Origin of the sequence: Pseudomonas sp. Sample_23 (assembly GCF_004307595.1) — a bacterium.
GTDB lineage: Bacteria > Pseudomonadota > Gammaproteobacteria > Pseudomonadales > Pseudomonadaceae > Aquipseudomonas > Aquipseudomonas atacamensis.
Genome location: NZ_RCNX01000083.1, coordinates 458,933 through 485,788, shown reverse-complemented (window position 1 = coordinate 485,788; position 26,856 = coordinate 458,933). Strand labels below are relative to the sequence as shown.

The 26,856-nt window shown below is 60.1% G+C and carries 24 protein-coding genes and 1 pseudogene; 9 read left to right on the top strand and 16 right to left on the bottom strand.

From position 1 onward, the window contains the following. Nucleotides 1–241 precede the first annotated feature (241 nt). Nucleotides 242–1,240, bottom strand: a complete 999-nt coding sequence (locus tag D8U82_RS22210; RefSeq protein ID WP_130902955.1) for a D-cysteine desulfhydrase — start codon at nt 1,238–1,240, stop codon at nt 242–244. Nucleotides 1,241–1,430: 190 nt separating this feature from the next. Between D8U82_RS22210 and epsC the strand changes: the two genes are divergently transcribed. From epsC to D8U82_RS22195, 3 genes are all read left to right on the top strand, one after another. Then, a complete protein-coding gene (gene epsC / locus D8U82_RS22205) occupies nt 1,431–2,357 on the top strand; it encodes a serine O-acetyltransferase EpsC (RefSeq protein WP_016772197.1) in 927 nt (308 codons plus the stop codon). 335 nt (nt 2,358–2,692) lie between these two features. Continuing rightward, entirely contained in the window at nt 2,693–4,654 is a 1,962-nt protein-coding gene (gene betT, locus D8U82_RS22200) for a choline transporter BetT (RefSeq protein WP_167333564.1), read from the top strand. A gap of 247 nt (nt 4,655–4,901) precedes the next feature. After that, a complete protein-coding gene (locus D8U82_RS22195) occupies nt 4,902–5,303 on the top strand; it encodes a type II toxin-antitoxin system HicB family antitoxin (protein WP_130887601.1) in 402 nt (133 codons plus the stop codon). Between the two features lie 38 nt (nt 5,304–5,341). Here the strand turns inward: D8U82_RS22195 and D8U82_RS22190 are convergent. Further along, nucleotides 5,342–5,464 (bottom strand): annotated as a pseudogene (locus tag D8U82_RS22190) (LacI family transcriptional regulator); the annotation flags it as partial. A 363-nt stretch (nt 5,465–5,827) separates the two neighbouring features. Here D8U82_RS22190 and mgrA point away from each other — a divergent pair. Continuing rightward, nucleotides 5,828–6,865 (top strand): L-glyceraldehyde 3-phosphate reductase, encoded by a 1,038-nt coding sequence (gene mgrA, locus D8U82_RS22185; protein ID WP_130887602.1) that lies wholly within the window; start codon nt 5,828–5,830, stop codon nt 6,863–6,865. Nucleotides 6,866–6,995: 130 nt separating this feature from the next. Here the strand turns inward: mgrA and tauD are convergent, their stop codons facing one another. From tauD to D8U82_RS22140, 7 genes are all read right to left on the bottom strand, one after another. Further along, entirely contained in the window at nt 6,996–7,838 is an 843-nt protein-coding gene (gene tauD, locus D8U82_RS22180; RefSeq protein WP_130902954.1) for a taurine dioxygenase, read from the bottom strand. A gap of 144 nt (nt 7,839–7,982) precedes the next feature. Further along, entirely contained in the window at nt 7,983–8,816 is an 834-nt protein-coding gene (gene tauC, locus D8U82_RS22175) for a taurine ABC transporter permease TauC (RefSeq protein ID WP_130902953.1), read from the bottom strand. Continuing rightward, nucleotides 8,813–9,607: a taurine ABC transporter ATP-binding subunit gene (gene tauB, locus D8U82_RS22170; RefSeq protein WP_024011178.1), complete on the bottom strand. Its 795-nt coding sequence runs from the start codon at nt 9,605–9,607 to the stop codon at nt 8,813–8,815. The genes tauC and tauB overlap by 4 nt, the downstream gene beginning before the upstream one ends. Nucleotides 9,608–9,623: 16 nt before the next feature. Further along, nucleotides 9,624–10,601 (bottom strand): taurine ABC transporter substrate-binding protein, encoded by a 978-nt coding sequence (tauA, locus tag D8U82_RS22165; RefSeq protein WP_130887605.1) that lies wholly within the window; start codon nt 10,599–10,601, stop codon nt 9,624–9,626. 257 nt (nt 10,602–10,858) lie between these two features. Further along, the gene (gshA, locus tag D8U82_RS22155; RefSeq protein ID WP_130887607.1) at nt 10,859–12,442 is read right to left on the bottom strand and encodes a glutamate--cysteine ligase; all 1,584 of its coding nucleotides are present in this window, start codon (nt 12,440–12,442) and stop codon (nt 10,859–10,861) included. A 269-nt stretch (nt 12,443–12,711) separates the two neighbouring features. Continuing rightward, entirely contained in the window at nt 12,712–13,095 is a 384-nt protein-coding gene (locus tag D8U82_RS22145) for a PaaI family thioesterase (protein WP_016772188.1), read from the bottom strand. Continuing rightward, nucleotides 13,095–15,419 (bottom strand): Tex family protein, encoded by a 2,325-nt coding sequence (locus tag D8U82_RS22140; RefSeq protein ID WP_125925823.1) that lies wholly within the window; start codon nt 15,417–15,419, stop codon nt 13,095–13,097. Before D8U82_RS22140 ends, D8U82_RS22145 begins: the two co-directional genes overlap by 1 nt. Nucleotides 15,420–15,777: 358 nt before the next feature. On the opposite strand from D8U82_RS22140, the gene ompR reads away from it, so the two are divergent. Next, nucleotides 15,778–16,518: a two-component system response regulator OmpR gene (ompR, locus tag D8U82_RS22135; protein WP_016772186.1), complete on the top strand. Its 741-nt coding sequence runs from the start codon at nt 15,778–15,780 to the stop codon at nt 16,516–16,518. Nucleotides 16,519–16,632: 114 nt separating this feature from the next. Continuing rightward, entirely contained in the window at nt 16,633–17,946 is a 1,314-nt protein-coding gene (locus D8U82_RS22130; RefSeq protein WP_016770645.1) for an ATP-binding protein, read from the top strand. Nucleotides 17,947–18,052: 106 nt separating this feature from the next. Here D8U82_RS22130 and rimK read toward each other — a convergent pair whose 3' ends face one another. Genes rimK through D8U82_RS22115 form a run of 3 tightly spaced genes read right to left on the bottom strand, consistent with a single transcriptional unit; the run spans nt 18,053 to nt 20,230 of the window. Continuing rightward, the gene (gene rimK, locus D8U82_RS22125; protein WP_024011184.1) at nt 18,053–18,958 is read right to left on the bottom strand and encodes a 30S ribosomal protein S6--L-glutamate ligase; all 906 of its coding nucleotides are present in this window, start codon (nt 18,956–18,958) and stop codon (nt 18,053–18,055) included. Next, the gene (locus tag D8U82_RS22120; protein ID WP_172667902.1) at nt 18,955–19,416 is read right to left on the bottom strand and encodes an ATP-dependent zinc protease; all 462 of its coding nucleotides are present in this window, start codon (nt 19,414–19,416) and stop codon (nt 18,955–18,957) included. Before D8U82_RS22120 ends, rimK begins: the two co-directional genes overlap by 4 nt. Before the next feature lie 34 nt (nt 19,417–19,450). After that, nucleotides 19,451–20,230, bottom strand: coding sequence for an EAL domain-containing protein (locus D8U82_RS22115; protein ID WP_122698818.1), 780 nt, complete (start codon nt 20,228–20,230; stop codon nt 19,451–19,453). A gap of 116 nt (nt 20,231–20,346) precedes the next feature. On the opposite strand from D8U82_RS22115, the gene D8U82_RS22110 reads away from it, so the two are divergent. Then, complete coding sequence (locus D8U82_RS22110; RefSeq protein ID WP_016772182.1) at nt 20,347–20,754, top strand: S4 domain-containing protein; 408 nt, start codon at nt 20,347–20,349, stop codon at nt 20,752–20,754. A gap of 98 nt (nt 20,755–20,852) precedes the next feature. Here D8U82_RS22110 and D8U82_RS22105 read toward each other — a convergent pair whose 3' ends face one another. After that, on the bottom strand, nt 20,853–21,653 hold the full coding sequence (locus D8U82_RS22105) for a phosphatase PAP2 family protein (RefSeq protein WP_130902952.1): 801 nt from the start codon (nt 21,651–21,653) through the stop codon (nt 20,853–20,855). A gap of 107 nt (nt 21,654–21,760) precedes the next feature. Here D8U82_RS22105 and hslO point away from each other — a divergent pair, with 107 nt between their 5' ends. Next, nucleotides 21,761–22,663 carry an Hsp33 family molecular chaperone HslO gene (hslO, locus tag D8U82_RS22100; RefSeq protein ID WP_130887609.1) on the top strand — a complete coding sequence of 301 codons (903 nt, stop codon included), beginning with the start codon at nt 21,761–21,763 and terminating at the stop codon, nt 22,661–22,663. 181 nt (nt 22,664–22,844) lie between these two features. After that, nucleotides 22,845–24,386, top strand: a complete 1,542-nt coding sequence (locus tag D8U82_RS22095; protein WP_016772179.1) for a phosphoenolpyruvate carboxykinase — start codon at nt 22,845–22,847, stop codon at nt 24,384–24,386. 177 nt (nt 24,387–24,563) lie between these two features. On the opposite strand, the gene D8U82_RS22090 is transcribed toward D8U82_RS22095, so the two are convergent. The 3 genes from D8U82_RS22090 to D8U82_RS22080 all read right to left on the bottom strand — a co-directional run bounded on the left by D8U82_RS22090 (nt 24,564) and on the right by D8U82_RS22080 (nt 26,750). After that, on the bottom strand, nt 24,564–24,836 hold the full coding sequence (locus tag D8U82_RS22090; protein ID WP_123444075.1) for a type II toxin-antitoxin system RelE/ParE family toxin: 273 nt from the start codon (nt 24,834–24,836) through the stop codon (nt 24,564–24,566). Further along, a complete protein-coding gene (locus tag D8U82_RS22085) occupies nt 24,836–25,501 on the bottom strand; it encodes a hypothetical protein (protein ID WP_241668079.1) in 666 nt (221 codons plus the stop codon). The genes D8U82_RS22090 and D8U82_RS22085 overlap by 1 nt, the downstream gene beginning before the upstream one ends. Before the next feature lie 106 nt (nt 25,502–25,607). Continuing rightward, nucleotides 25,608–26,750, bottom strand: coding sequence for a hypothetical protein (locus D8U82_RS22080; protein ID WP_130887610.1), 1,143 nt, complete (start codon nt 26,748–26,750; stop codon nt 25,608–25,610). Nucleotides 26,751–26,856 lie beyond the last annotated feature (106 nt).

Genomic DNA, 26,856 nt, shown 5'->3' with positions numbered 1-26,856 from the left:
GAAATTCGCCTGCGGCGAGACTATAAGATGTCTGTTTTAGACTTGAAAATACTAGATTGTGTATCTTTTAGGGTTTTTTGGAATATGTGCCCGTTCAGTTGTGGCGAGGGGATTTATCCCCGTTCGGCTGCACTACAGTTGCAAAGTCCTGCGACGTGTACTCACTTGCGAAAGCAAGGGGCCGCTCCGCGACCCAACGGGGATAAATCCCCTCGCCACAGGTAACTGCAATCTGCAGTGATCATCTTGTCAGAAAATCCTTGTAGGCAAACAACGCCGGCGCGCCGCCGGTGTGCAGGAAGATGATCGGGCCGTCATCGAAGCGCTGCCGGCCAATCCCGTCGAGCAGACCGGCCATGGCCTTGCCGGTGTAGACCGGGTCAAGCAACAGACCTTCCTGAGCCGCCAACAGTTTCACCGCCGCCAAAGTACCGGCATTTGGTTCGCCATAACGTGGGCCGAAATATTCGTCCCACAGCTCGACCTTGAAGCTGGCCGGCAACTCGACGCCCAGCAGCTCTGCCGTGCGTTCGGCCAAACCCTGCACCTTCGGGCGCTGATCTTCTTCACTGCGCGAAACGGTCACGCCGATCACCGGCAGTTGCGGCAGCGCCTCACTCAGCGCCAGTCCGAGACCACTGTGAGTACCGGCACTGCCCGAGGCCAAAACCACCGCGGCGAATTCAAGTCCGGTGTCCTTGATCTGCTCGGCCAGCTCCAGCCCGGCGCGCACATAACCCAGAGCACCAAGGGCGTTGGAGCCGCCGATCGGCACCAGATACGGCTTCTTGCCGTTGCTGCGCAGGCGGGCGGCGAGGGCAGTCAGTTGTTCGTCGGCGTTGTCGAGGTTGTCGACCAACTCGACCTTGGTGTCGAACAGATCCAGCAGCAAGCGGTTGCCGTTGCCGGTGTAATTTCCGTCATCGGTGCCCAGCGGATTCTCCAGCAGCGCCACACAACCGAGGCCGAGTTTCGCCGCCAGTGCGGCGGTCTGGCGCACGTGGTTCGATTGCAGCGCACCGGCCGTGATCAGCGTGTCAGCACCTTGCGCGAGCGCGTCGGCGGCGAGGTATTCGAGTTTGCGCAGCTTGTTGCCGCCCATCGCCAGCGGCGTCAGGTCATCGCGTTTGATGTACACCTCGCGACCGAGCCAGGTGGACAGGCGTTCGAGTTTTTCCAGCGGCGTGGGGTGGCTCAGCAGTTCGAGACGGGGGAAGCGTTGCAGCTGTTGTTTGATCATGGGTCCGTACTGGCGCAGAAGAATGAAAGGACTATAGGCACGCGTTTTTGCCCGGGCAACCGCCAATCGCTTATAGCCAAATGGACTGAGGCCAGCACTATCGGTTCTTAATTCGTCGGCAAAGGCATGCCGTAAAGTAGGCGCCGATGACGCGGCCAGACAGTCCGGCCGCCCGTGAGGAGTCTTTACCGTGAGCGAGCGTTCCAGCCATTGGCAATTGCAGACCATCGTCAGCCAGCTGCGCAGCGCGCGGGATCAGTGGCGCGCACTGAATGGCCGGGCTTCAGGGGAGCAGGGCGGCCGCGAATTGCCATCGCGAGCGGCGATGGCGGAAATCCTCGAGGCGCTGTGTGGCGCGCTGTTCCCGATGCGTCTGGGGCCGGTCGATCTGCGTGAAGAAAGTGAAGATTTCTACGTCGGCCACACGCTTGATGTAGCGCTGAATGCCTTGCTGGCGCAGACGCGCCTGGAGTTGCGTTACGTTGCCCGCCACAGCGCGCAGGACGACAGTGAAGTCGAAACCCGCGCCATCCAGATCGTGCAGGATTTCGCCTTGGCCTTGCCGGGCCTGCGCACGCTGCTCGACACCGATGTGCTCGCGGCCTATCACGGCGACCCGGCGGCACGCAGCGTTGATGAAGTGCTGCTGTGCTATCCGGGCATTCTTGCGGTGATTCACCATCGCCTCGCGCACCATTTATACCGTGCCGGGCTGCCGCTGCTGGCGCGGATCAGCGCGGAGATCGCCCATTCGGCGACGGGCATCGATATCCACCCGGGCGCGCAGATCGGCCGCAGCTTCTTCATCGATCACGGCACCGGTGTGGTGATTGGCGAAACCGCGATCATTGGTGAGCGAGTGCGCATTTATCAGGCGGTGACCCTGGGGGCCAAGCGCTTCCCGGCAGATGAGGACGGCCAGTTGCAGAAGGGCCATCCGCGTCATCCCATCGTTGAGGATGACGTAGTGATATATGCCGGGGCGACGATTCTCGGACGGATCACCATCGGCAAGGGCTCGACCATTGGCGGCAACGTCTGGCTGACACGTAGCGTGCCGGCGGGGGCGAATCTGACGCAGGCGAATCTGCAGCATGATGACGGGACGCAGAAGTAAGTCTTGAATCTGTGTTGTTGTATCGGGCCTCTTCGCGAGTAGGCCGGATCAAGGTAGTGGCCTTAAGCCAATTCATCAGTGAACGAATCTCTCCAAACCCGCGTCATACCCCTCTTTGGGCGCTGTAGGAAACCTACCGCCCAGCCCTGCGATTAGTCCTTACCACCCCATTCATGTTTAACTTGAACGTTCATTCAAGTTAAACCGGTGGTTCGCTGCCCGCTCACAACAGGAGGCTTGCCTTTGCTGAGTCCGATCATTTCAGCCACGCTTCAAACCTTCGAGGTGCACCTTTCATGAGTGCATCGTCTACCCCCGCCAGCGGTCTGGTACGCATGAATCCGCCGGTGTTCTACTTCGCCGCGACGGTCATTCTGCTGTTTGGTCTTGTCGTCATCGCCATCCCTGAGCAGGCCGGCGCCTGGTTGCTGGAAGCGCAAAACTGGGCGGCCAACACGGTCGGCTGGTACTACATGCTCGCGATGACCCTGTATCTGGTCTTCGTGGTGGTCACCGCCTTATCCGGCTACGGCAAGATAAAACTCGGTGCCGACCACGACGAGCCCGAATTCAGTTACCTGTCCTGGGCCGGCATGCTGTTCGCCGCCGGGATCAGCATCACGCTGTTCTTCTTCTGCGTCTCCGAACCGCTGACCCATATGCTCCAGCCACCGCAAGGCGACGCGGGCACGGCGGATGCGGCGCGCCAGGCGATGCAGATTCTGTTTCTGCACTGGGGCCTGCATGGTTGGGGCGTGTTCGCCTTCGTCGGCATGGCACTGGCCTATTTCGCTTATCGGCACAATCTGCCGCTGGCCCTGCGTTCGGCGCTGTATCCGCTGATCGGCAAACGCATCAACGGCCCGATCGGCTATGCGGTGGACGGCTTCGGCATCATCGCCACGGTGTTCGGTCTTGGTGCCGACATGGGCTTCGGCGTGTTGCACCTCAACTCGGGCCTGGATTATCTGTTCGGCATCGCCCACACCCAGTGGATTCAGGTCGGCCTGATCACGCTGATGATGGGCGCGGCGATCATCGTTGCGGTCTCCGGTGTCGATAAAGGCGTGCGGGTGATGTCCGACATCAACATGCTGCTGGCCTGCGGGCTGCTGCTGTTCGTGTTGTTTGCCGGGCCGACACAGCACCTGCTCAACACGCTGATCCAGAACGTCGGCGACTACCTCGGCGCCCTGCCGATGAAGAGTTTCGACCTCTACGCCTACGACAAACCGAGTGACTGGCTGGGTGGCTGGACCGTGTTCTACTGGGCCTGGTGGATTGCATGGTCGCCGTTCGTGGGCCTGTTCATCGCGCGGATCTCCCGTGGCCGCACTATCCGTGAATTCGTCTTCGGCGTGCTGTTGATCCCGCTCGGTTTCACCCTGGCGTGGATGTCGATCTTCGGCAACAGCGCCTTGGACCAGGTGCTCAATCACGGCATGAGTGCGCTGGGCATGTCGGCCATCGACAATCCGTCGATGAGCATTTATCTGCTGCTGGAAACCTACCCATGGAGCAAGACCGTCATCGCCGTGACGGTGTTCATCAGCTTCGTGTTCTTCGTGACGTCTGCGGACTCTGGCACCGTGGTGCTCTCGACCCTGTCGGCGAAGGGCGGCAACCCGGATGAAGACGGGCCGAAATGGCTGCGGGTGTTCTGGGGCGCGATGACCGCGCTGATCACCAGTGCGCTGCTGTTCTCCGGCAGCATCGATGCGCTGAAGTCGGCGGTGGTGCTGACCTCGTTGCCGTTCTCGTTGATTCTGCTGCTGATGATGTGGGGCCTGCACAAGGCGTTCTATCTGGAATCGCAGAAGCAGATCGCGCAGTTGCATTCGCTGGCGCCGGTCTCCGGTTCGCGGCGTGGCACCGGTGGATGGCGTCAGCGTCTGAGCCAGGCCGTGCACTTCCCGTCCCGCGACGAGGTGTACCGCTTCATGGAAAGCACAGTGCGCCCGGCAATCGAGGAAGTGACCGCCGTGTTCGTCGAAAAAGGTCTGCACGTCGTCACTCAGCCGGATCCGGCGCATGACAACGTCAGCCTGGAAATCGGTCATGGCGAGCAGCATCCGTTCATCTATCAGGTGCAGATGCGCGGCTACTTCACGCCATCGTTCGCGCGCGGCGGCATGGGTTCCAAGCAACTCAACAATCGCCGCTACTACCGCGCCGAAGTGCACTTGAGCGAGGGCAGTCAGGACTACGATCTGGTCGGTTACACCAAAGAGCAGATCATCAACGACATCCTCGACCAGTACGAACGGCACATGCAGTTCCTGCATCTGGTGCGTTGATCCAACGGCTGAGCGCCGAGAGTTTTTTACGCCTCGGCGTTCAGCACTATGAACAGCACCACCGCCGCCGCCGGCACACCGAATATCGCACTGCCCATCGCAATCTTGGGCCCCGCCGTTGATCCGTCCATCTGTGATGATCACGAAACGGACTATTATTTATCCAAGTGTGTATGGTGTGTATCGCTGCGCGCTTTGTGCCCTAGAGTTGTAATTCTTGACGTCGGAAAGGGCGAAGGAAACCTTTATGAAATTCCCGGTCGTTCTGCACAAGGATGCCGACTCGGACTACGGCGTGGTCATTCCGGACGTACCGGGGTGTTATTCCGCAGGCGCCACGGTAGCCGAAGCTTTTGAAAACACGCAGGAAGCACTGGCGCTGCATTACGAAGGGCTGGTAGCCGATGGCGCGCCGTTGCCACAGGTGCGCGACATCGATGCCCACCTTGATAACCCGGATTACGCGGGCGGGATCTGGGGCGTGGTCGACTTTGACATCACGCCTTACTTCGGCAAATCAGTGCGCTTCAATGCCACATTGCCCGAGCAGTTGCTGGAACGTATTGACCAGACTGTCCGTCGAGACCGGCGCTACCGTTCCCGGTCCGGATTTCTGGCGGCCGCTGCGCTGCGCGAATTGTCGGTATGACGCAGATTCTGCGGGAACGAGCCTGCTCGCTCCCGCAGTCAGGTGCTTTCCCGCTCGATCACTTGGCATCGCAGCAGATTCAGCCGCTGCACTTCGTCGCTCGGCAATACCCCAAGGCTTTCCAGCACCCGCGTTGCCGCCAGCACGCCAATCTCCAGCGAGTCTGAAGCGCAGGAAAAAATGTGAAACGTTTCAGCAATTGGTCGAACCGGAGGTCGGCGCCGCGCTGCTTGGGCGTATGCTGGGCGGGTTGTTCAGAATTGGATATGAAGGCCGGACGTTGCGGCAGAACCTGGAGCTGGTTCGACCTGCAAATCGCTTTGCCTGATTGATGGGGCTTTTGTGGCGAGGGGATTCATCCCCGTTCGGCTGCGAAGCAGTCGTAAAACCAGCGCGCCCGGTACAGCTGATTCACCGAGGTTTCAGGTTTTGGGGCGGCTTCGCCACCCATCGGGGATAAATCCCCTCGCCACATAGTTTGGTTTCACCCTCAATCCGCTGTTAATCAAACAAGAGAGGATTCGATGACTTACACCGCTGCCGAAAACCGCTACGACTCCATTCCTTACCGCCGCGTCGGTCGCAGCGGTCTGGTGCTGCCGGCATTGTCGCTGGGCCTGTGGCACAACTTTGGCGACAGCACGCCGATCGAGACCCAGCGTGCCTTGCTGCGCACCGCGTTCGATCTGGGCATCAACCATTTCGATCTGGCCAACAACTACGGCCCGCCATACGGCAGCGCCGAGATCAATTTCGGTCGCCTGCTGCGCGAAGACTTCAAGCAATATCGCGACGAGTTGATCATCTCCAGCAAGGCCGGTTGGGACATGTGGCCCGGCCCGTACGGCCAGGGCGGCGGTTCGCGCAAATACGTGCTGGCCAGCCTCGACCAGAGCCTGCAACGCTTGGGTCTGGATTATGTGGACATCTTCTATTCGCACCGCTTCGACCCGGACACCCCGCTGGAAGAAACCGCCAGCGCCCTCGCCACCGCTGTGCAGCAGGGCAAGGCTTTGTACATCGGCATCTCGTCCTATTCCGGGGTGAAAACCCGCGAGATGGCCGGGCTGCTGAAAGAGTGGAAAGTGCCGCTGCTGATTCATCAGCCGGCGTACAACCTGCTCAATCGCTGGGTGGAAAAGGATTTGCTCGATACCACCGATGAACTCGGCACGGGCGTCATCGCCTTCACGCCGCTGGCGCAGGGTTTGCTCACCGACAAATATCTCAACGGCGTACCGGCCGATGCGCGGGTCAATCGCCCGGGCGGCGGCTCGTTGCAGGCTTCGCACTTGTCCGAAGCAAACATCGCTCACGTGCGAGCGTTGAACGAGATCGCCCAGCGTCGCGGCCAGAGTCTGGCGCAACTGGCATTGGCGTGGACACTGCGTGATCCACGAGTGACCTCGGCACTGATCGGCGCGAGCCGGCCGGAGCAGATCATCGAGAACGTCGGCGCGCTGAAGAATCTGAATTTCAGCGCTGAAGAGCTGGCGGAGATTGACCGGTTTGCCCAGGAGGGCGGGATCAATCTGTGGGAGAAGCCTTCGACGGCCGAATAAGCCGCTTAGAGGATCGTTCCCACGCTCTGCGTGGGAATGCCGCCCGGGACGCTCCGCGTCCCATCTAAAGCCGAACGCGGAGCGTCCGTTGATGCATTCCCACGCGGAGCGAGGGAACGATCATCAGCGATCACTTGAAGAACGGCACATCCCCCAACACCGTCGCCCGCTGCATCACCCGCCGCGCCGGTCGGTAATCGTCCACCGCGTAATGCTGGGTCACGCGGTTGTCCCAGAAGGCAATATCGTCTTTCTGCCAGCGCCAGCGAATGGTGAATTCCGGTCGCGTCGCATGGGCGAACAGAAACTTCAGAATCGCCTCGCTCTCGGTTTCCGTCAGTTCGTTGATCTTCGAAGTGAACCCTTCATTGACGAACAGCGAGCGCCGCCCACTGACCGGATGGGTGCGAATCATCGGGTGCGACAGCGGCGGATTCTTGCGCCGCGCTTCTTCCCACTGCGCCAGCGCTTCAGGCGTGTTGCCGTAGCGCTCCAGCGGAAACGATCGGGTGAAATCGTGGGTGGCGCTCAGACCTTCGAGCAGGCTTTTCATCGGCGCCGACAACGCTTCATATGCCGCGATCCCGCTGGCCCACAACGTGTCGCCACCGAACTCCGGCAGCAACTTGGCGCTGAGCACTGCGCCCATTGCCGGCGTCGGCAGGAAGGTCACGTCGGTATGCCAGATCGCGTTATCGCGCACGTCGGTGACTGCGGTGTCGAGGATCAGTACTTCCGGTTGTTCCGGCACATTCGGGTAGATCGGGTGAATGTGCAGGTCGCCGAAATAATGCGCGAAACGTGCCTGTTGCGCTGGCTCGATCGGTTGGTTGCGGAAGAACAGCACCTGATATTTGAGCAGCGCCTGTTCGATGGCGTCGCGGTGTTCCAGGCTCAGCGGCTGGCTGATGTCGACGCCACTGATCTGCGCGCCGAGGGCCGAGCTTAATGGGGTGATGCTGAGGGTGCTCATGGTCGTTCTCTTCGAATTCGGAGTGTCATGCTTTTGTGGGAGCGAGCCTGCTCGCGAATGCAGAGTGTCAGGCGACAGTGCAGTGACTGATCTAACGCTTTCGCGAGCAGGCTCGCTCCCACAGGGGAATTTTCACAAAGCGATTTAGTGCGCCTGGCCGTGCCATGGCACCAGTCTGCGCTGCAATGCGCGCAGGCCCATTTCCATGGCGAAGGCGATCAGGGCGATGACCAGAATCCCCAGCACCACCACATCGGTGACCAGGAATTGCGCGGCCGACTGCACCATGAAACCCAGGCCACTGGTGGCCGCGATCAATTCAGCGGCGACCAGGGTCGACCAGCCGACACCCAAACCAATGCGCACCCCAGTGAGAATGTCCGGCAGGGCGCTGGGTAAAATCACATGGCGAATCAGTTGTGCACGAGTCGCACCCAGCGACTGCGCGGCGCGCAATTTCGCCGGGTCAACCGTGCGCACGCCGGTCGCGGTGGCGATGGCAATCGGCGCGAAAATCGCCAGATAGATCAGCAGCACTTTCGACAACTCACCGATGCCGCACCAGATCACGATCAGCGGCAGATACGCCAGCGGCGGGATCGGGCGGTAGAACTCGATCAGCGGATCGAGCACACCACGGGCGATGCGGTTGGCGCCGATGGCAATGCCCACCGGCACGGCGGTCAGGATGGCGAAAAAGAGTCCAAGGCCAATGCGGCTGAGGCTGGCGCCGAGGTGCTGCCACAAAGTCGAATCCATGTATCCGGAAGTCGCCAGCAACCAGCCCTTTTGCAGCACGGCGGAGGGCGGCGGCAGGAACAGCGGTTCGATCAGTCCGGTCGCGGTCACCGTCCACCAGATCGCCAGCAGGCCGAACAGGGTCAGCAGGCTGATCCAGCGAGTGCTGAGGCTGCGGCGCACCGGGATGCTCACCGAAGGTGTTTTCACCGCCGCAGCGGAAACGTCGTAACTGCTCATGCGCGCTCCTGCCGGGGTACGGCGCTGCGTTGCGAGAAGACTTTGCTCAGCACGTGCTCGCGGGTTTCGATAAAACGCGGATCGGATTTGATCGCACGGGCCGACTCGCCAGCGGCATAACGCTGACCAAAATCCAATTGCAGGCGCTCAACGATCTGCCCCGGATTCGGCGCCAGCAGAATCAGGTCCGTGGCGAGGAACACCGCTTCTTCAATGTCGTGGGTAATCAGAAAAACCGGCTTGGCCGTGCGTTGCCAGACTTGCAGCAACAGCTCCTGCATCTGCTCGCGAGTGAATGCATCAAGCGCACCGAACGGCTCGTCCATCAGCAACACGCGCGGGTCGGCGGCGAGGGCGCGGGCGAGGCCGACGCGTTGTTTCTGGCCGCCGGAGAGTTGCCAGATACGACGGCTTTCGAAACCGGAAAGATCAACCAGCGCGAGCATTTCCCGGGCGATTTTTTCGCGTTTGTCCCTAGCGACACCGGCCAGTTCAAGGCCGAAGGCGACGTTGGCCAATACGTCCTGCCAGGGCAGCAAGGCGTCGTCCTGAAACACCACGCCACGTTCGGCGCTCGGGCCTTTGACCGGCACGCCGTCGAGGGTGATGCGCCCAGCACTCGGTTCGACGAAACCGGCAATCAGGTTCAACAGCGAAGTCTTGCCACTGCCGGACGGGCCGAGGGCGACCAGCAATTGCTGCGGCCCCAGGGTCAGAGAAATATCCGCCAGCACCGGCTCGGGGCTGCCCGGGTACTGTGCGCTGATGCGCTCCAGCTGTAGCAAGGCCATCGCTGTTATCTCCCGATCAGTTGGTGATGTATTTGGCGCTGACGTAAGGCGCGTAGTCCGGCAGGACGGCTTCGACCTTGCCTTGCTCCTTGAGGAACGCGGCAGTGTCAGTGATGGCTTTGGTGGTCGGCGCGCCGAGATCACTGACCTGATCCGCCGCCAGCGGGTAGACGTTGCCCTGCAGCAGCAATGGGATGTCGCTGGCTTTGGCGCCAGACAGCTTCACCAGTTTGTCGACGTTGCTCTGGTTGGCCAGCCAGGCCTGCGGATCCTTGCGGTAAGCGGCGTAGGCGTCGAGGGTGACCTTGGCGAACGCAGTGACGATTTCCGGGTGCTTTTCGGCGAAGTCTTTGCGCACGATCCAAGCATCGAAGGTTGGCGCGCCGAACTTGGCCAGCTCGCCGGAGGTGATCAGCACTTTGCCGTTTTCCTTGGCCACGCCCAGTGCCGGATCCCACACGTAAGTGGCGTCGATGTCGCCGCGTTTCCACGCCGCGATGATCGCTGGCGGCGCGAGGTTGAGCACGGTGACTTTCGACGGATCGATGTGCCAGTGCTTGAGCGCGGCGAGCAGGCTGTAGTGCCCGGTGGACACGAACGGCACGGCGATTTTCTTGCCGATCAGATCCTGCGGAGTCTTGATGCCGGAACCGTCGCGCGCGACCAGTGCTTCAGCGGCGCCGATCTGCGTGGCAATCAGGAAGGTTTCTACCGGTACCTTGCGGGTGATCGCGGCGGTCAACGGACTCGAACCGAGGTAGCCGATCTGCACATCGCCGGACGCGATGGCGGCGATGATGTCGGCGCCGTTATCGAACTTGCGCCAGCTGATATCGGCCTTGGTAGCTTTCTCGTAGGCGCCGTCGGCCTGAGCGACCTTGGCCGGGTCGACGGTAGTCTGGTAGGCGACAGTGAGGTCGGCCGCCTGGGCCAGGAAGCTTGCAGCGGCCAGTGAGGCGGCGGCGAGCAGGCGAAGCGGGAAATTCAGTTTCAATTGAGAGCTCCAGATCAGGCGACCGAATGTCGGCATGAGTGGAGACTAAATGATCTAAGAATCGCGAAATAAATAACTTTTTCGAATGAGCTTATGAGCGGAAAAATCTAAGGCAGCAGAGGATGTGAGCCTTTGACTGATCGTTCCCACGCTCTGCGTGGTAACGCCTCAAGGGACGCTCTGCGTCCGAAGTGACGCGGAGCGTCACAGGCTGCATTCCCACGCAGAGCGTGGGAACGATCAAGGCCGGGGCGGCTTTAATTGCTGATGGCGAGAATACTCGCCTGATACGCGCCGACAAACACATCGAAATCGCCGACTTCGTTCTGCTCAAGCTCGGTCTGCTGTGCCAGCGACGCGCGCGCCAGCTCTTCAAACTTCGCTTGCTCGTCTGCCGCCAACGGCTCGCTACGGAAGAACTCGGCGTGGGTCTGGCTCTGGCGCAGGGAGAACTGCGCAAAGCTTTCCTTGTGCTCGGCCATGGCCGCCAGCACCTGCGCCGATGGGGTCAGGGACGGATCGTTGACCTTGGCCAGTTGCGCATCCAGTGCCTTGCTGTGGGCATCGCCGCCGAGGCTCTGGTCGAGCATCGCCGCCAGCGGAGCAATCTGTTCCAGCAGTTCAGCGGCCCATTGCTTCATCTCGACCGACTCACCATCACGCTGCAATTGCAGGCCCGGACGGCGACCTTCCTTGACCACGCTGAGGAAGTTCGAGGTGGCGTTGCCGCACGAAGTGTTGGTCAGCAGCGGGCTGTCGGTCAGCGCGCAGTACAGCAGGAAGGCGTCGATGAAGCGCGATTCGGTGAGGTCGATGCCCATTGGCAGGAACGGGTTGATGTCCAGGCAGCGCACTTCGACGTACTGGATGCCGCGCGCCATCAGCGCCTGGATCGGCCGCTCGCCGGTGTAGGTCACGCGTTTCGGGCGGATGTTGGAGTAGTACTCGTTTTCGATCTGCAGGATGTTGGTGTTGAGCTGCACCCACTCACCATCCTTGTGCGTACCGACTTCAACATACGGCGCATACGGCGTGGCCACGGCTTCGCGCAGGCTGTCGGTGTAGCTCGCCAGATCGTTGTAGCACGGTGTCAGGCCGGCCTGGGCGTTGCTCTGATAACCGAGATCGCTCATGCGCAGGCTGGTCGCGTACGGCAGATACAGCGTGTCCGGGTCGAGCTGCTCGAGCTGATGCGAACGCCCGCGCAGGAAGCCGGCGTCCAGCGCCGGCGAGGCACCGAACAGGTACATCAGCAGCCAGCTGTAGCGACGGAAGTTGCGGATCAGCGCGATGTAGGACACCGACTGGAAATCGCGATCGGTGCCGACGAAACCTTCGGCCTCGCGCAGCAATGGCCAGAGTTGTTCCGGCAGGGAAAAGTTGTAGTGAATACCGGCAATGCACTGCATGGTCTTGCCGTAACGCAGGGCCAGGCCCTTGCGATAGACGTATTTGAGCTGACCGATATTGGAGGTGCCGTAATAGGCAATCGGGATGTCTTCCTCGGCCGGCAACGGGCACGGCATCGATGGACTCCACAGATACTCGTTGCCGAGTTTGCTGTAGGCAAAACGATGAATCTTGTCCAGGCTAGCCAGCGTGTCGGCAGGATCCGGCAGGGCAGGCGTGATGAATTCCAACAGCGACTCGGAGTAGTCGGTGGTGATCTGTTCGTTGGTCAGCGCGGAACCCAGGGCTTCGGGGTGCGGCGTTTGCGCCAGGCGACCTTCACTGGTCACGCGCAGGCATTCACGTTCGATACCGTGCAGGCACTGCTTGAGCAGAGAGAGGTTAGCGCGCTCGCCAAGCAGAGCCAGGCGGCGGTTGAGAAGTTCGCTCAATTTGGATTCCTTCACGCGTCAGTCGCCCCAATATGGGGGTGGGCAGGACGGTCTACAAGGGTGAAGTTGAAACTGGCGTTATCGCCTGGTTTGTAGCGGCAGGCCATTTGCCGGTCAGTCAAGAACTGCACAATCCCTGTGGGAGCGAGCCTGCTCGCGAAGAGGGTTTTGCAGTCAATTTCATCGTCGACTGACACACCGTCTTCGCGAGCAGGCTCGCTTCCACAGGATTCATTGCGCCGAAATTAACTCAAAATGATGAGCAACATCTACAGGACAGCGAAGGTGCCTTGCGCTTTTGCGACCAGTTTGTCGCCCTGCACCACCTCGGCTTCGACCACCAGCGTGCGCCGGCCCGGGTGGATCACCCGCGCCGTGCACAGCACCTCGCCATCGGAAACGGCGCGGATGTAGTTGATCTTGCATTCGATGGTCGCACTCTGCTGATCGAAGCCATGGCTGCTGGAACACGCCAGGCCCATAGCAATATCGACCAGACTGAACAGCGCACCGCCGTGCAGTTTGCCGCCGCGGTTGCGCAGTTCGGGCTCAAGCGCCAGGGCGACTTGCGCCACCCCGGTTTCGAGACTGTGCAGGCGACAGCCCAACAGCTTGAAAAACGCGCTCTCGACGAGCCCGGCCGGCATGTCCATCAGCGTTTCTTCAACTGCTTGGCGTTGGCGAACAGCGAGGCCATCGCATTGTTCACCGGCGCGGCGGTGGCGGTTTCCTTGCGCGGCGCGTTGCCCGAAGACTGGCGCGGTGCCGAGCCCGGGCGCGAGCCACGGGCGCCATCGATTTTCTCGCCCGGGGTGTCGCTCATGCGCATCGACAGGCCGACGCGTTTGCGCGGGATATCGACTTCCATGACCTTCACTTTCACCACGTCACCGGCCTTGACTGCTTCGCGTGGGTCCTTGATGAACTTCTCCGACAGCGCCGAAATGTGCACCAGACCGTCCTGGTGCACGCCGATGTCGACGAACGCACCGAACGCGGTCACGTTGGTCACCACGCCTTCGAGGATCATCCCCAGTTGCAGGTCCTTGAGGTCCTCGACGCCTTCCTGGAACTCGGCGGTCTTGAACTCCGGACGTGGGTCGCGACCGGGTTTTTCCAGTTCTTGCAGGATGTCGGTGACGGTCGGCAGACCGAAGGTTTCGTCGGTGAATTTCTTCGGATCCAGACGCTTGAGGAACGCGGCATCGCCGATCAGCGAGCGAATGTCGCGGTCGGTTTCAGCGGCAATGCGCTGCACCAGCGGATAGGCTTCCGGGTGAACCGCCGACGAATCCAGCGGGTTGTCGCCGTTCATCACGCGCAAGAAACCGGCGGCCTGTTCGAAGGTTTTTTCGCCCAGACGCGCGACTTTCTTCAGCGCTGCACGGGTCTTGAACGCGCCGTGTTCGTCACGGTGAGCAACGATGTTCTGCGCCAGCGTCGCATTGAGGCCGGAAATCCGTGCCAGCAAAGCCACGGAGGCGGTGTTCACATCCACGCCCACGGCGTTCACGCAATCCTCGACCACGGCATCCAGACCGCGCGCCAGTTTCAGCTGCGAGACATCGTGCTGGTACTGGCCGACACCGATGGATTTCGGATCGATTTTCACCAGTTCGGCCAGCGGATCCTGCAAGCGCCGGGCGATCGACACGGCGCCACGGATCGACACATCGAGGTCCGGGAATTCCTTGGCCGCCAGTTCCGACGCCGAGTACACCGAGGCGCCGGCTTCAGACACCATGACCTTGGTCATTTTCATCGCTGGATATTTTTTGATCAGCTCGATCGCCAGCTTGTCGGTCTCGCGGCTGGCAGTGCCGTTACCGATGGCGATCAGGTCCACCGAGTGTTTGGCGCACAGCGCGGCGAGAATGGCGATGGTTTGATCCCATTTGTTGTGCGGCACGTGCGGGTAAACCGTGGCGTGGTCGAGCAGCTTGCCGGTGGAGTCGACCACGGCCACCTTGCAGCCGGTACGCAGGCCCGGGTCGAGGCCCAGGGTCGCGCGCGGGCCGGCCGGAGCGGCCAGCAGCAGGTCGTGCAGGTTGTGCGCGAACACGTTGATCGCTTCGGTTTCGGCACCGTCGCGCAGCTCGCCAAGCAGGTCGGTTTCCAGGTGGGTGTAGAGCTTGACCTTCCAGGTCCAGCGCACCACTTCACCGAGCCATTTGTCCGCCGGGCGGTTCTGGTTCTGGATGCCGAACTGCTGAGCGATCATGCCTTCGCACGGATGCATCGTGCCGGGCAGCTCATCGCCGACTTTCAGCGCGGAGCTGAGAATGCCTTCGTTGCGGCCACGGAAAATCGCCAGGGCGCGGTGCGAGGGCATGCTTTTCAGCGGCTCGTCGTGTTCGAAATAATCACGGAACTTGGCGCCTTCCTCTTCCTTGCCAGCGATGACGCGGGCACTGAGGATCGCTTCCTGTTTGAGGAAATTACGCAGCTTTTCCAGCAGGCTGGCGTCTTCGGCGAAGCGCTCCATGAGAATGTATTTGGCGCCTTCCAGCGCAGCCTTGATGTCGGCCACGCCCTTTTCGGCGTCGACGAAGCGCGCGGCTTCGGTTTCCGGCGACAGGTTCGGGTCGTTGAACAAGCCGTCGGCCAGTTCGCCGAGGCCGGCTTCGAGGGCGATCTGGCCCTTGGTGCGGCGCTTCTGCTTGTACGGCAGGTACAAGTCTTCGAGACGGGTCTTGGTGTCGGCGAGCTTGATGTCGCGCTCAAGGGCAGGGGTGAGTTTGCCTTGCTCCTCGATGCTGGCGAGGATGCTGATGCGCCGTTCGTCGAGTTCTCGCAGGTAGCGCAGGCGCTCTTCCAGATGACGCAACTGGGTGTCATCGAGGCTGCCGGTGACTTCTTTCCGGTAACGGGCGATAAAGGGAACGGTAGAACCTTCATCGAGTAGCGCGACGGCCGCTTCGACCTGTTGTGGGCGTACGCCGAGTTCCTCGGCGATGCGGCTGTTGATGCTGTCCATAAAACCACCTGACATAGTATGAAAGCAGGCTCGCAGGCACGCAGATAATGGCCTGGAGGCTGATTGAGCGGCTGGAAAATTGCCGCTGCCTGGATCAAGAAGCTGCCCATTGACCCGTGAAATCGAACAGTTACTGCACAGGGCCGGAAAAAATACCGGCCACTTACGGTAACGATTCAGACGTTGCCTGGCGCAAAACGCCGCGCATTATAACCAGCGTTCTGTCATTCGGGGGCGTTGCAGGCTGTAGGCATAAACCCCGGTTTTCTGGCAGTGAAGGAAAAATCTGCTAACAATGCACACGGTGCGTATAACGACAGCTACGCCATAATGCGCGCCGAGCTAAAAGGAGCATCCAATGAGCAGCACTGCACAAACGGCTGAAGGCGAAAAAATTCTTATCGTTGATGACGATCCGGGGCTGAGCAGCCTGCTGGAGCGTTTCTTCGTCAGCAAGGGCTACCGTGCCCGTACCGTTCCGAACACCGAGCAGATGGACCGTCTGCTGGCGCGTGAAGTGTTCAATCTGGTCGTTCTCGACCTGATGCTGCCGGGCGAAGACGGCCTGACCGCGTGCCGCCGTCTGCGCAGCGCGAACAACCAGATTCCGATCATCATGCTCACCGCCAAGGGCGATGAGCTGAGCCGTATCAAGGGCCTTGAACTGGGCGCCGACGATTACCTGGCCAAGCCGTTCAACCCCGACGAGCTGATGGCGCGGGTCAAAGCGGTATTGCGCCGTCAGGCCGCACCGGTACCGGGCGCACCGGGCAGTGAGGACGAAAACGTCACCTTCGGTGATTACGTGTTGTCGCTGGCGACCCGCGAGCTCAAGCGTGGCGATGAAGTGCACATGCTCACCACCGGTGAGTTCGCGGTACTCAAGGCGCTGGTGATGAACGCGCGTCAGCCGCTGACTCGCGACAAGCTGATGAACCTCGCCCGTGGCCGTGAATGGGATGCGCTGGAGCGTTCCATCGACGTGCAGATCTCGCGTCTGCGCCGGATGATCGAACCCGATCCGTCGAAACCGCGCTACATCCAGACCGTCTGGGGCGTGGGTTACGTGTTCGTACCGGATGGCACCGCCACCAAGTGATCGGTGATTTGTAGGAGCGGGTCTGCAAGGCTCTGGTCGCACGGCCATTGCCACAGACTCGCAATCCGCAATATGCGAGCATTGCTCGCTCCTGCAAGTGTGTAGCGGTTAAAGATGAAAACCCCCGTCTGGTTCCCCCAAAGTTTTTTCTCCCGCACCCTCTGGCTGGTGCTGATCGTCGTGCTGTTTTCCAAGGCGCTGACCCTGGTTTATCTGTTGATGAACGAGGACGTGCTGGTGGACCGCCAATACAGCCATGGTGTCGCTCTGACGCTGCGCGCCTATTGGGCCGCCGACGAAGAAAACCGCGCAAAAATTGCCGATGCCGCGACCCTGATTCGTGTGGTCGGCGCCGGTGTGCCGGAAGGCGAGCAGCACTGGCCGTACAGCGAAATCTATCAGCGGCAGATGCAGGCGGAACTGGGTGCCGACACCGAGGTGCGTTTGCGCATGCACTCGCCACCGGCGCTGTGGGTGAGGGCACCGAGCCTGGGCGATGGCTGGCTGAAAGTGCCGTTGTATCCACATCCGCTGCGCGGCCAGAAAATCTGGAACGTGCTCGGCTGGTTCCTCGCCATCGGCCTGCTATCGACGGCGTCGGCATGGATTTTCGTCAGCCAGCTCAACCAGCCTTTGAAGCGCCTGGTGTATGCCGCGCGGCAACTCGGCCAAGGCCGCAGCGTGCGCCTGCCGATCAGCGACACGCCGAGCGAAATGACCGAGGTTTATCGCGCCTTCAACCAGATGGCCGAGGACGTTGAACAGGCCGGACGCGAGCGCGAGCTGATGCTGGCGGGGGTTTCCCACGACTTGCGCACACCGCTGACGCGCTTGCGCCTGTCGCTGGAATTGATGGGCGATCACACCGATCTCACCGACGACATGGTCCGCGATATCGAAGACATGGACGCGATTCTCGACCAGTTCCTCGCGTTCATCCGCGATGGTCGTGATGAGTCAGTGGAGGAGGTGGACCTCAGCGATCTGGTGCGTGAAGTCGCCGCGCCGTACAACCAGAACGAAGAGAAAGTGCGCCTGCGCCTGGAACCGATCCAGCCGTTTCCGCTGCGTCGAGTGTCGATGAAACGCCTGCTCAACAACCTGATCGGCAACGCCTTGAACCATGCCGGCACGGGAGTTGAGGTCGCGGCTTATGTGTCCGGAGATACCAGCGCGCCGTATGTGGTCCTGAGCGTGATGGACCGTGGCGCGGGGATTGATCCGTCCGAGCTTGAGGCAATCTTCAACCCGTTCACCCGAGGGGATCGGGCTCGCGGTGGCAAAGGCACCGGGCTGGGGCTGGCGATCGTGAAAAGGATTGCGGCGATGCATGGCGGCAACGTCGAATTGCGCAACCGGTCCGGGGGTGGACTTGAGGCCCGCGTGAGATTGCCGCTGGGGTTGATGTTGCCGAGAGATGCGGTTTAGAAGCAGCTACAAGCTACAAGCTACAAGCTACAAGCTACAAGCTACAAGCTACAAGCAAGAGCGCTTTTCACTTGCCGCTTGAAGCTTGCCGCTAGCAGCTGCTTCTCTAGCCCTTGCCCTTGGTGCGGGTCATATTCGGCCCGCCATTCTTTTCCAGATGCTCGATGATGATCCCGGCGACATTCTTGCCAGTGGTGGTTTCGATGCCTTCCAGTCCCGGCGACGAGTTCACTTCCATCACCAGCGGTCCGTGATTCGAGCGCAGGATATCCACACCTGCCACCGCCAGCCCCATGACCTTGGCCGCGCGCAATGCGGTCATGCGTTCTTCCGGAGTGATCTTGATCAGGCTGGCGCTGCCGCCGCGATGCAGGTTGGAGCGAAACTCGCCCGGTTTGGCCTGGCGCTTCATTGCCGCGATCACCTTGTCGCCGACCACAAAGCAGCGGATATCCGCACCGCCGGCTTCCTTGATGTATTCCTGAACCATGATGTTCTGCTTCAGGCCCATGAACGCTTCGATCACAGACTCTGCCGCCGTCGCGGTTTCGCACAGCACCACGCCGATGCCCTGAGTGCCTTCGAGCACCTTGATCACCAGCGGTGCGCCGTTGACCATGGCGATCAGGTCGGGGATGTCGTCCGGCGAGTGTGCAAAACCGGTGACCGGCAGACCGATGCCGCGCCGCGACAGCAGCTGCAGGGAACGCAATTTGTCCCGCGAGCGGGCAATGGCCACCGACTCGTTGAGCGGGAACACGCCCATCATTTCGAACTGACGCAACACCGCGCAGCCGTAGAACGTCACCGACGCGCCGATCCGCGGGATCACCGCGTCGAAACCTTCCAGCGGTTTGCCGCGGTAATGGATCTGCGGCTTGTGGCTGGCAATGTTCATGTAGGCGCGCAAGGTGTCGATCACCACCATTTCATGCCCGCGCTCGATTCCGGCTTCGACCAGACGGCGGGTGGAATACAGACGCGGATTACGCGACAGCACAGCGATCTTCATGCAACACCTGTGGAGGAGGTAGATACCGGGAACACCGGCTTGTCTTGTACATACTTGATGCCCGGATTGACCACCAACTGGCCATCGATCAGGGCTTTGGAACCGAGCAACAGGCGATAGCGCATGGACTTGCGGCAGGCCAGGGTGAACTCCACCGGCCAGACCCGATCGCCCAGGGCCAGCGTGGTGCTGATCACATAGCGCACTTGCGCATGGCCGTTGGAGCTCTTGATGGTTTTGCGCGTGACCAGCGGCGCTTCGCAGCGCCGGTGACGCAACTGCACCACCGTGCCGAGATGCGCAGTGAAGCGCACCCATTTCTCGCCGTCGCGTTCGAACGGTTCGATATCGGTGGCGTGCAGGCTGGAGGTGCTGGCGCCGGTGTCGATTTTTGCGCGCAGGCCCGCGACTCCCAGGCCCGGGAGCGCCACCCACTCGCGCAGACCGACAACGGTCAAATGATCAAATGTCTTCAAAGAAAAAAACCAAGGGTTAACGCTTCCAGGCCTCGTCCGGCACCTGGGCCAACGCTTTGAATGCGGGTCTGGCGAACCAGTAGCCCTGCATCAGAAATATTCCACAGTCCGCGAGGAAATCCCGTTCCCCGGCGCTTTCTATGCCTTCGGCAATGACTGTAACGTCCAACTCCGCACACATTGTGACAATCCCCCGCACGATCACCTGACGGACACGGTCCTGGTCAACATCGCGGATCAGCGCCATGTCGAGTTTGATCAGGTCCGGTTGGAAATCAGCCAGCAGATTGAGCCCCGAATAACCGGCACCGAAATCGTCGATGGCGGTCTTGAAGCCGAATTCGCGGTATTCACGCAGAATATTGGTCAAATGGCGATAATTATCTACGTGCTCGATTTCCAGGGTTTCGAAAATCAGTCGGTCGATCGGAAAGTTGTGTTTGCGTGCGGCCTCCAGTGTGCTGCGAATGCATAGCTCTGGACGGTAGACGGCGTTGGGCAAAAAGTTGATCGACAAGTGTGTCTGCATATTAAGGCTCGCCGCGCCTTCGATGGCGCGGGTCCGGCAGAGCTGGTCGAAACGGTAGCGGTTGTCTTCTGTAACCTGATTTAACACCGACAGTGCACCTTCCCCGGCCACGCCTCTTACCAGCGCTTCGTGGGCAAACACCGATTCATCGCGCAGGTCGACAATCGGCTGGTAGGCGAAGGCAAAATCGAAGTCCAGCGGCTCGCTCTGCTGGCAGCCCTGGCAACCGCCCTTGGGTGAGGTCAACGAAGTTGGAAATTTAGTCACGCGGTCACTCCAGGCCGGTCAGGCGGCGAAGATCACAGTCTATCTGGAGGGCCGAGTTCTTGCGCCCGACAGAAACGGTAGTACAGTTCCGACTACTGGCTGAGCGAGGAATTCATATGGGACAGAAGCAGGAGGAGGACGACAAGGTCCGTCTCGATAAATGGCTATGGGCAGCGCGTTTCTACAAGACCCGTGCATTGGCCAAAGCCGCCATTGAAAGTGGCAAGGTGCATTGCCGTGGCGAGCGCTGCAAACCGGGCAAGGAGCCGCGCATCGGTGATGAGTTCGAGATTCGTACCGGCTTCGAAGTGCGCACGGTGAGGGTCGAAGCATTGTCGATCGTGCGTCGTGGCGCACCCGAGGCGCAGACCTTGTACGCGGAGACCGAAGCGAGTGTCGCCAAGCGTGAGGCGGCTGCGGCGATGCGCAAGGCGGGCTCGTTGGGCGTGAGCACCGATGGCAAACCGAGCAAGAAGCAGCGGCGGGATCTGTTCAAGTTTCGCGGTAGCAGCAACGAAGATTGAAACATTGTGCCGGCCTCTTCGCGAGCAGGCTCGCTGCCACATTTGATCGAGGTCGTCTGTGGCAGCGAGCCTGCTCGCGAATCGAGTACGACGCGGTATCAGGCGCTACGCACCACACTCATCCGCGACAGCATCGGCAGCTTGCCCAACAGCGCGAAAACCGGCGCGGTCAGCTTCAACCAGAAGTTCGACGCGTGATAGGCAAACGGTGTGTAGTAACCCCAGCCCAACGCCCACACCGCCAGCAGCACGCCGCCGATGTAATCGTCCTGACCCCAATGCGCGCCGGCCACCAGACGCGGCAGCATGAACAACACGGCCAGACCCCATACTGTTAGAAATTGTCCGACGGTGCGGCTGAACACGCCCATGAACAACGCCCAGATCAACAACACTGAGGCATGATCACCGGGGAAACTCTGGCCGGAACGGTCCTTCAGCTCCCAGGTTTTTTCCAGATGCGGAAAGTAATCGCTGATGTGCACGGCGCCCTCAAGCACCATTGACGGGCTGCTGTGCTGCCAGCCCATGTGATCGGCGAATTTGGAAAACAGCGCGCGGATCACCACCATCAGCAGCAGGATCGAGAAAAAACCGAAGAACGCGCGACGCACGTCGATCGCCCTGAAGACCCAGTCGCCCTTGATCAGCAGCGTCAGCAGAATCAGTCCGACGACGATGTCGAACGGGCGCAGACTTGCAATTGCCCAAATGTGGAGCCATATCGGGTTGCTGGCCAGCGGTGCATTCAGCGAGCGGAACAGCCACTCGTCGAAAATCACACACAGCATCTGGCCGGTAGGCCATAACCAGAAAGCCAGCAGCGCCAACGGCACTACGTTACACAGAACCAGCCGGCCGAGGTTCCACCTTGATTGGAACAAACCCGGATTGTTCATAAAATGCCTCCCATGGCGAAAAAGCGCCGGCACCAAAAAAAGTGCCAGCAAGCGCAAATTTTCACGTTTTGTAATCATTTTGTCATCACATTCAGATACCCAGACCTATGACCGACCTAGCGGATACCGATTTCACTCAACGCTTCATCTTCGATGACAGCGACACTCGCGGCGAACTGGTAGCGCTGGAGCGCAGCTACGCTGAAGTCCTCGCCAAACACCCGTACCCGGAACCTGTCGCGCAGTTGCTCGGCGAACTGATGGCGGCCGCTTCGTTGCTGGTCGGCACGCTCAAGTTCGATGGCTTGCTGATTTTGCAGGCACGCTCGGAAGGGCCGATTTCGCTGCTGATGATCGAGTGCTCCAGCGAGCGTGAGATCCGTGGTCTGGCGCGTTACAACGCCGAGCAGATCGCCGCAGACGCCACCCTCAGCGATCTGATGCCGGACGGCGTTCTGGCCCTCACCGTCGACCCGACTGTTGGCCAGCGCTATCAGGGCATTGTCGATCTCGACGGCGAAACACTGTCGGACTGTTTCACCAACTATTTCGTCATGTCGCAGCAGGTTGGCACGCGCTTCAAACTGTTCGCCGACGGTCGTCGTGCCCGCGGCATGCTGCTGCAACAACTCCCCGCCGATCGCTTGAAAGACGAAGAGGATCGCGCCGCCAGCTGGCAGCATCTCACCGCGTTGGCCAGCACTTTGAGCGCCGATGAGCTGCTGAGCCTGGACAACGAAACCGTCCTGCATCGCCTGTACCACGAAGAACAAGTGCGCCTGTTTGATGTGCAGCATCTGCGCTTCAGTTGCAGCTGCTCGCGGGAACGCTCCGGCAATGCGCTGGTCAGTCTTGGGCTGGAAGATGCGCTGGCGCTGGCCGCCGAGCAGGGCGGCAAAGTCGAGATCGATTGCCAGTTCTGCAATCAGCAGTACCTGTTCGACGCGGCCGATATTGCTCAATTGTTCGCTGGCGCGGGCGTCGATACGCCGTCAGATACCCGTCACTAAAACGGTTCAGCGCAGGTAAATTCACTGCGGAATGACGGAATATCGCCGTTGCGACGGGAGGACCCTACTCTTTTTGGGCTTTTCTGGCATAATCCGGCCCACTTTTTTCGCGGTAGTAGTGCGCGACTTTCTACTACAAAACGTTTGGAGCACACTCGGCCACTGGCCGACGGGGAACCTCATGACGCAAGCCAATAACGCCGTGTACACCGATCTGAGTGTTGATGATCTGGTAAAAGAAGCCCTGAATCGCGGTGAAGGCGAGCTTGCCGATACCGGCGCTCTGGTTGTTCGCACCGGTCACCGCACCGGCCGTTCGCCAGTCGACCGTTTCATCGTTGAAGAGCCTTCCACCCAGGCTGCTATCGCCTGGGGCCCGATCAACCGCAAGTTCCCGGCCGACAAGTTCGATGCCCTGTGGGCTCGCGTCGAGGCCTTCAACAACGCGCAAGAGCACTTCGTTTCCCACGTGCATGTAGGCGCGGCGGAAGATCACTACCTGGCCGTGAAAATGACCACGCAGACTGCCTGGCAGAACCTGTTCGGTCGTTGCCTGTTCATCAACCCGGCCCAGTACAACCCGGCTGGCCGTGAAGAATGGCAAGTGCTCAACGTCGCCAACTTCGAGTGCGTGCCTGAGCGTGACGGCACCAACTCCGATGGTTGCGTGATCATCAACTTCGCGCAGAAGAAAGTGCTGATCGCCGGCATGCGTTACGCCGGCGAGATGAAGAAAGCCATGTTCTCGGTGCAGAACTTCCTGCTGCCGGCCGCTGACGTGCTGCCAATGCACTGCGCTGCCAACATCGGCGAAGACGGCGACGTGACCCTGTTCTTCGGTCTGTCGGGCACCGGTAAAACCACCCTGTCGGCTGACGAAAGCCGTTACCTGATCGGTGACGACGAACACGGCTGGGGCGAAGGCGTGGTGTTCAACATCGAAGGCGGTTGCTATGCCAAGTGCATCGACCTCTCCGAGAAGAACGAGCCGGTCATCTGGAAAGCCATCAAGCACGGTGCGGTGCTGGAGAACGTCGTTATCGACGACGCCAAGCACGCCGACTACGCCGATGTCAGCCTGACCCAGAACAGCCGCGCCGCCTACCCGCTGGAGCACGTTGCCAAGCGTTCCGAGAAGAACCTGGGTGGCGAGCCAAACGCGGTGATCTTCCTGACCTGCGACCTGACCGGCGTACTGCCGCCAGTGTCGATCCTCAACGAAGAACAAGCGGCCTACCACTTCCTGTCCGGCTACACCGCACTGGTGGGCTCGACTGAAATGGGTTCGGGCAGCGGCATCAAGTCGACCTTCTCCACCTGCTTCGGCGCACCGTTCTTCCCGCGTCCGGCTGGTGAGTACGCAGAACTGCTGATCAAGCGCATCCGCGGCTTCGGCTCCAAGGTCTACCTGGTCAATACCGGCTGGACCGGCGGCGGCTACGGCGTCGGCCAACGCTTCAACATCCCGACCACCCGCGCGGTGATCGCAGCGATCCAGAGCGGCGCGCTGATCGGTGCAGCCACCGAACACCTCGACACCATCAACCTCGACGTGCCTCTGGCGGTCCCGGGCGTCGACACCAACCTGCTAAACCCACGCAACACCTGGGCTGACAAGGCGGCGTACGACGAAGCCGCGAAAGCACTGGCCGGTCTGTTCATCGAGAACTTCAAGAAGTTCGAAGTGAGCGACGCGATCAAGGCGGCTGGGCCGAAATTGTAAGTAGTGGTTTGCAGTGAATAAAAAACCGCCCTTTGGGGCGGTTTTTTCATGGGCGAAGATTTGGGTAAGCTCATCTCAACGGCGGTTCGTCACTTGCCGTGTAGCAGTAATCGTTCATTTTTGGCGTGATACGGCCAGAGTAATGCCACTTAACATTCCTGCAAAATGATCCTCTAGCTAAGGCCATTGCCGCCGTGCATGCATGACACGCAGCACTTCCACCCGGTCTTTTTTGATTGCGTAGACGATGACGTAGTTGGCGGCCGCAACGATTTCACGTGTTCCGTGGACCCTGCCCTTTCGGTACAAGGTTGGGCGCTGTCTTGCTATTTCCCCTTTTGATTCGAACATTTCATCGAGATCCGCAGCAGCGTCTGGGTTGTCCTGACCGATTCGATCCATTATCCGGTCTCGGTCAGCAAGCGCTTCCGGGCGCCAGACCAACCTCATCAGCGCCCTCGTTGACGCAGGGCATCACGCTTGGCGGCGAATATTCGGCGAGCTTCTTCATCGCTGATACTTGGCCTTGGATCATCGATGCTGATCTGCACCTGTCGCTTGAACCATTCCTCATAAGCGGCCGCTTCATGGGCTTGTTTCAACGCTTCAGAGCGATCAGGCCTGGCGTAGGTTTTCAGTTGCAGCGGGTCATAACCGGAGGCATCCACGTTAAATTGGCTGATGCCCAAGCCCTGCAGGTAGGCCACCAGCGTCTCCAGCCTCTTGAACAGGCGCACCTGACCACTGCGTTGTGCTGTCAGCGCGCATTTGCGGCTACCTTGCCGAATCTCGACCGACCAGCCTCCCGGTTTCGCGACGATGATTGTGCCGCTCACAGAACCGTTTTCGACCAAGCGAAGGAGGGCGCTGTGGTCGATGTTTTCAGTGCTGGCCATAAATGCGAGCCCTTCGCTGAGTAATGGCTCCCATCGTACGCAATCAATAGTAGTTTGCAAAATTTGACTCCTGATGCTGGATACGCCGTGTGCAGCGATGATGTTTCGTTTGTTGCTGGGCCGGGGCTTTCGGACTTGCAGCAGGTCGCAGCCGTCCTGTGTCAGCGGATACAGAGCGTAGGTGATGTGGGTGTCACTGACCAAAGCAGCGACACCCACGACTATAGGTTCGCACCACCGCCTCGCGATAGCCGACAAGGCATCGCGTGAAGTAGGAATGGGACGAACAAAGCGCCAGACGTTGCTACCGATTCTTCAACGCCTTTCAACGCAGATGCTGGTAACCGGAAATATCCAGCAGGCTTGTGGTCAGTCCGGTTGCAGGGCGGTAGATCGTGCCTTTGACTGCTGAAAACGGCAAGCCTTTGCTGCCCAGCGAGACATAGCGCTCGCCTTTGTCCAGTTCGGTGAAATAGGTGTAGGACTGGCTGTGCATCTTCTTGTAGCGGGCTTCGTCGCTGACGATGGCGCCGGTGAGGCGGCGCAGGTCGGTATCGTTCAGGTTGAGAGTTTTGCTCAGTGGCGCGCCCCAGCGCTTGAGGCAGGTCTCGGCGAGATGGCGAACGATGCGGCCGGGCTCGATCAGCGCGTTGAGGTCGCTGCTGCTACTCGGCTCGCCGCCGAGCGCCGTGGCGTTGCCAGCAAGGGTGGCGTGGCGACCAGCCATTGGATAGATCGAAGTCCTGGTGCCGGTAGCGGTTTGCGGGATCACGCAGCTGAAGCCTTTTGAGCGCTCGTCGCGGGCATAGAAGGCGATGTATTCCTTGACGTTGGATTCGAGTTTGACGCGGTTTTCCTGGAAGTTGCCAATTCCCGGGACTGGATCAATCGCAAAGATATTCACCGGAATATGTTTGAGCGCAGCGTCCCTGGACATTGCATTGGCAAGCATATGGCAACTGATACCACCCCGGCTCCAGCCGAGCAGATTGACACGCGTCGGAATAATGCCGTCCTTGCGGAAAGTCTTGATGATCTGTTCCTGCAACTTCTGTTGCGTGATACTTCGGTCGCCATAGTTATACTGGCGCCAGAACCAGGAGCCTTCCTCTTTTACATCTTCAATAGGAATACCTGCCGCTTTCAGACGGTTATATTCTGCCTCGGTAAGTTGTTTACGCTGCCAATCGCATTTGCCTTTGATGATATTCAACGCGTGCTGCACGTTTTCATCCCAGCCTTTGCCGAACAGCGTGCCGGACAAGCCGTATTCAGACGTCTTGGTGAACAGGTCGTCGGCTTGCAGATTGCCGCTGCCAGGGCCGTCGACGACGATCCACTCGGCAAATTCGCGTCCGCTGTGGTGTGCAGCGAGCGTAGAAACGATTTCGCCGTCCCAGAAGCTTTTATGGTTTTCGTCAAACTTGTTGGAGCCGGTGCCGCAGAAAAAGATTGTTAAAGTTGTCATTTCGTTGCTCTTGCTTATGAATAAGAGCGGTCAAGTTAGTTTGAAGTGTTTTCATAAATAAAGGGTGCTGTTGTGTCTGCGTTTGTAATTTTTAAGTTTGTTATAT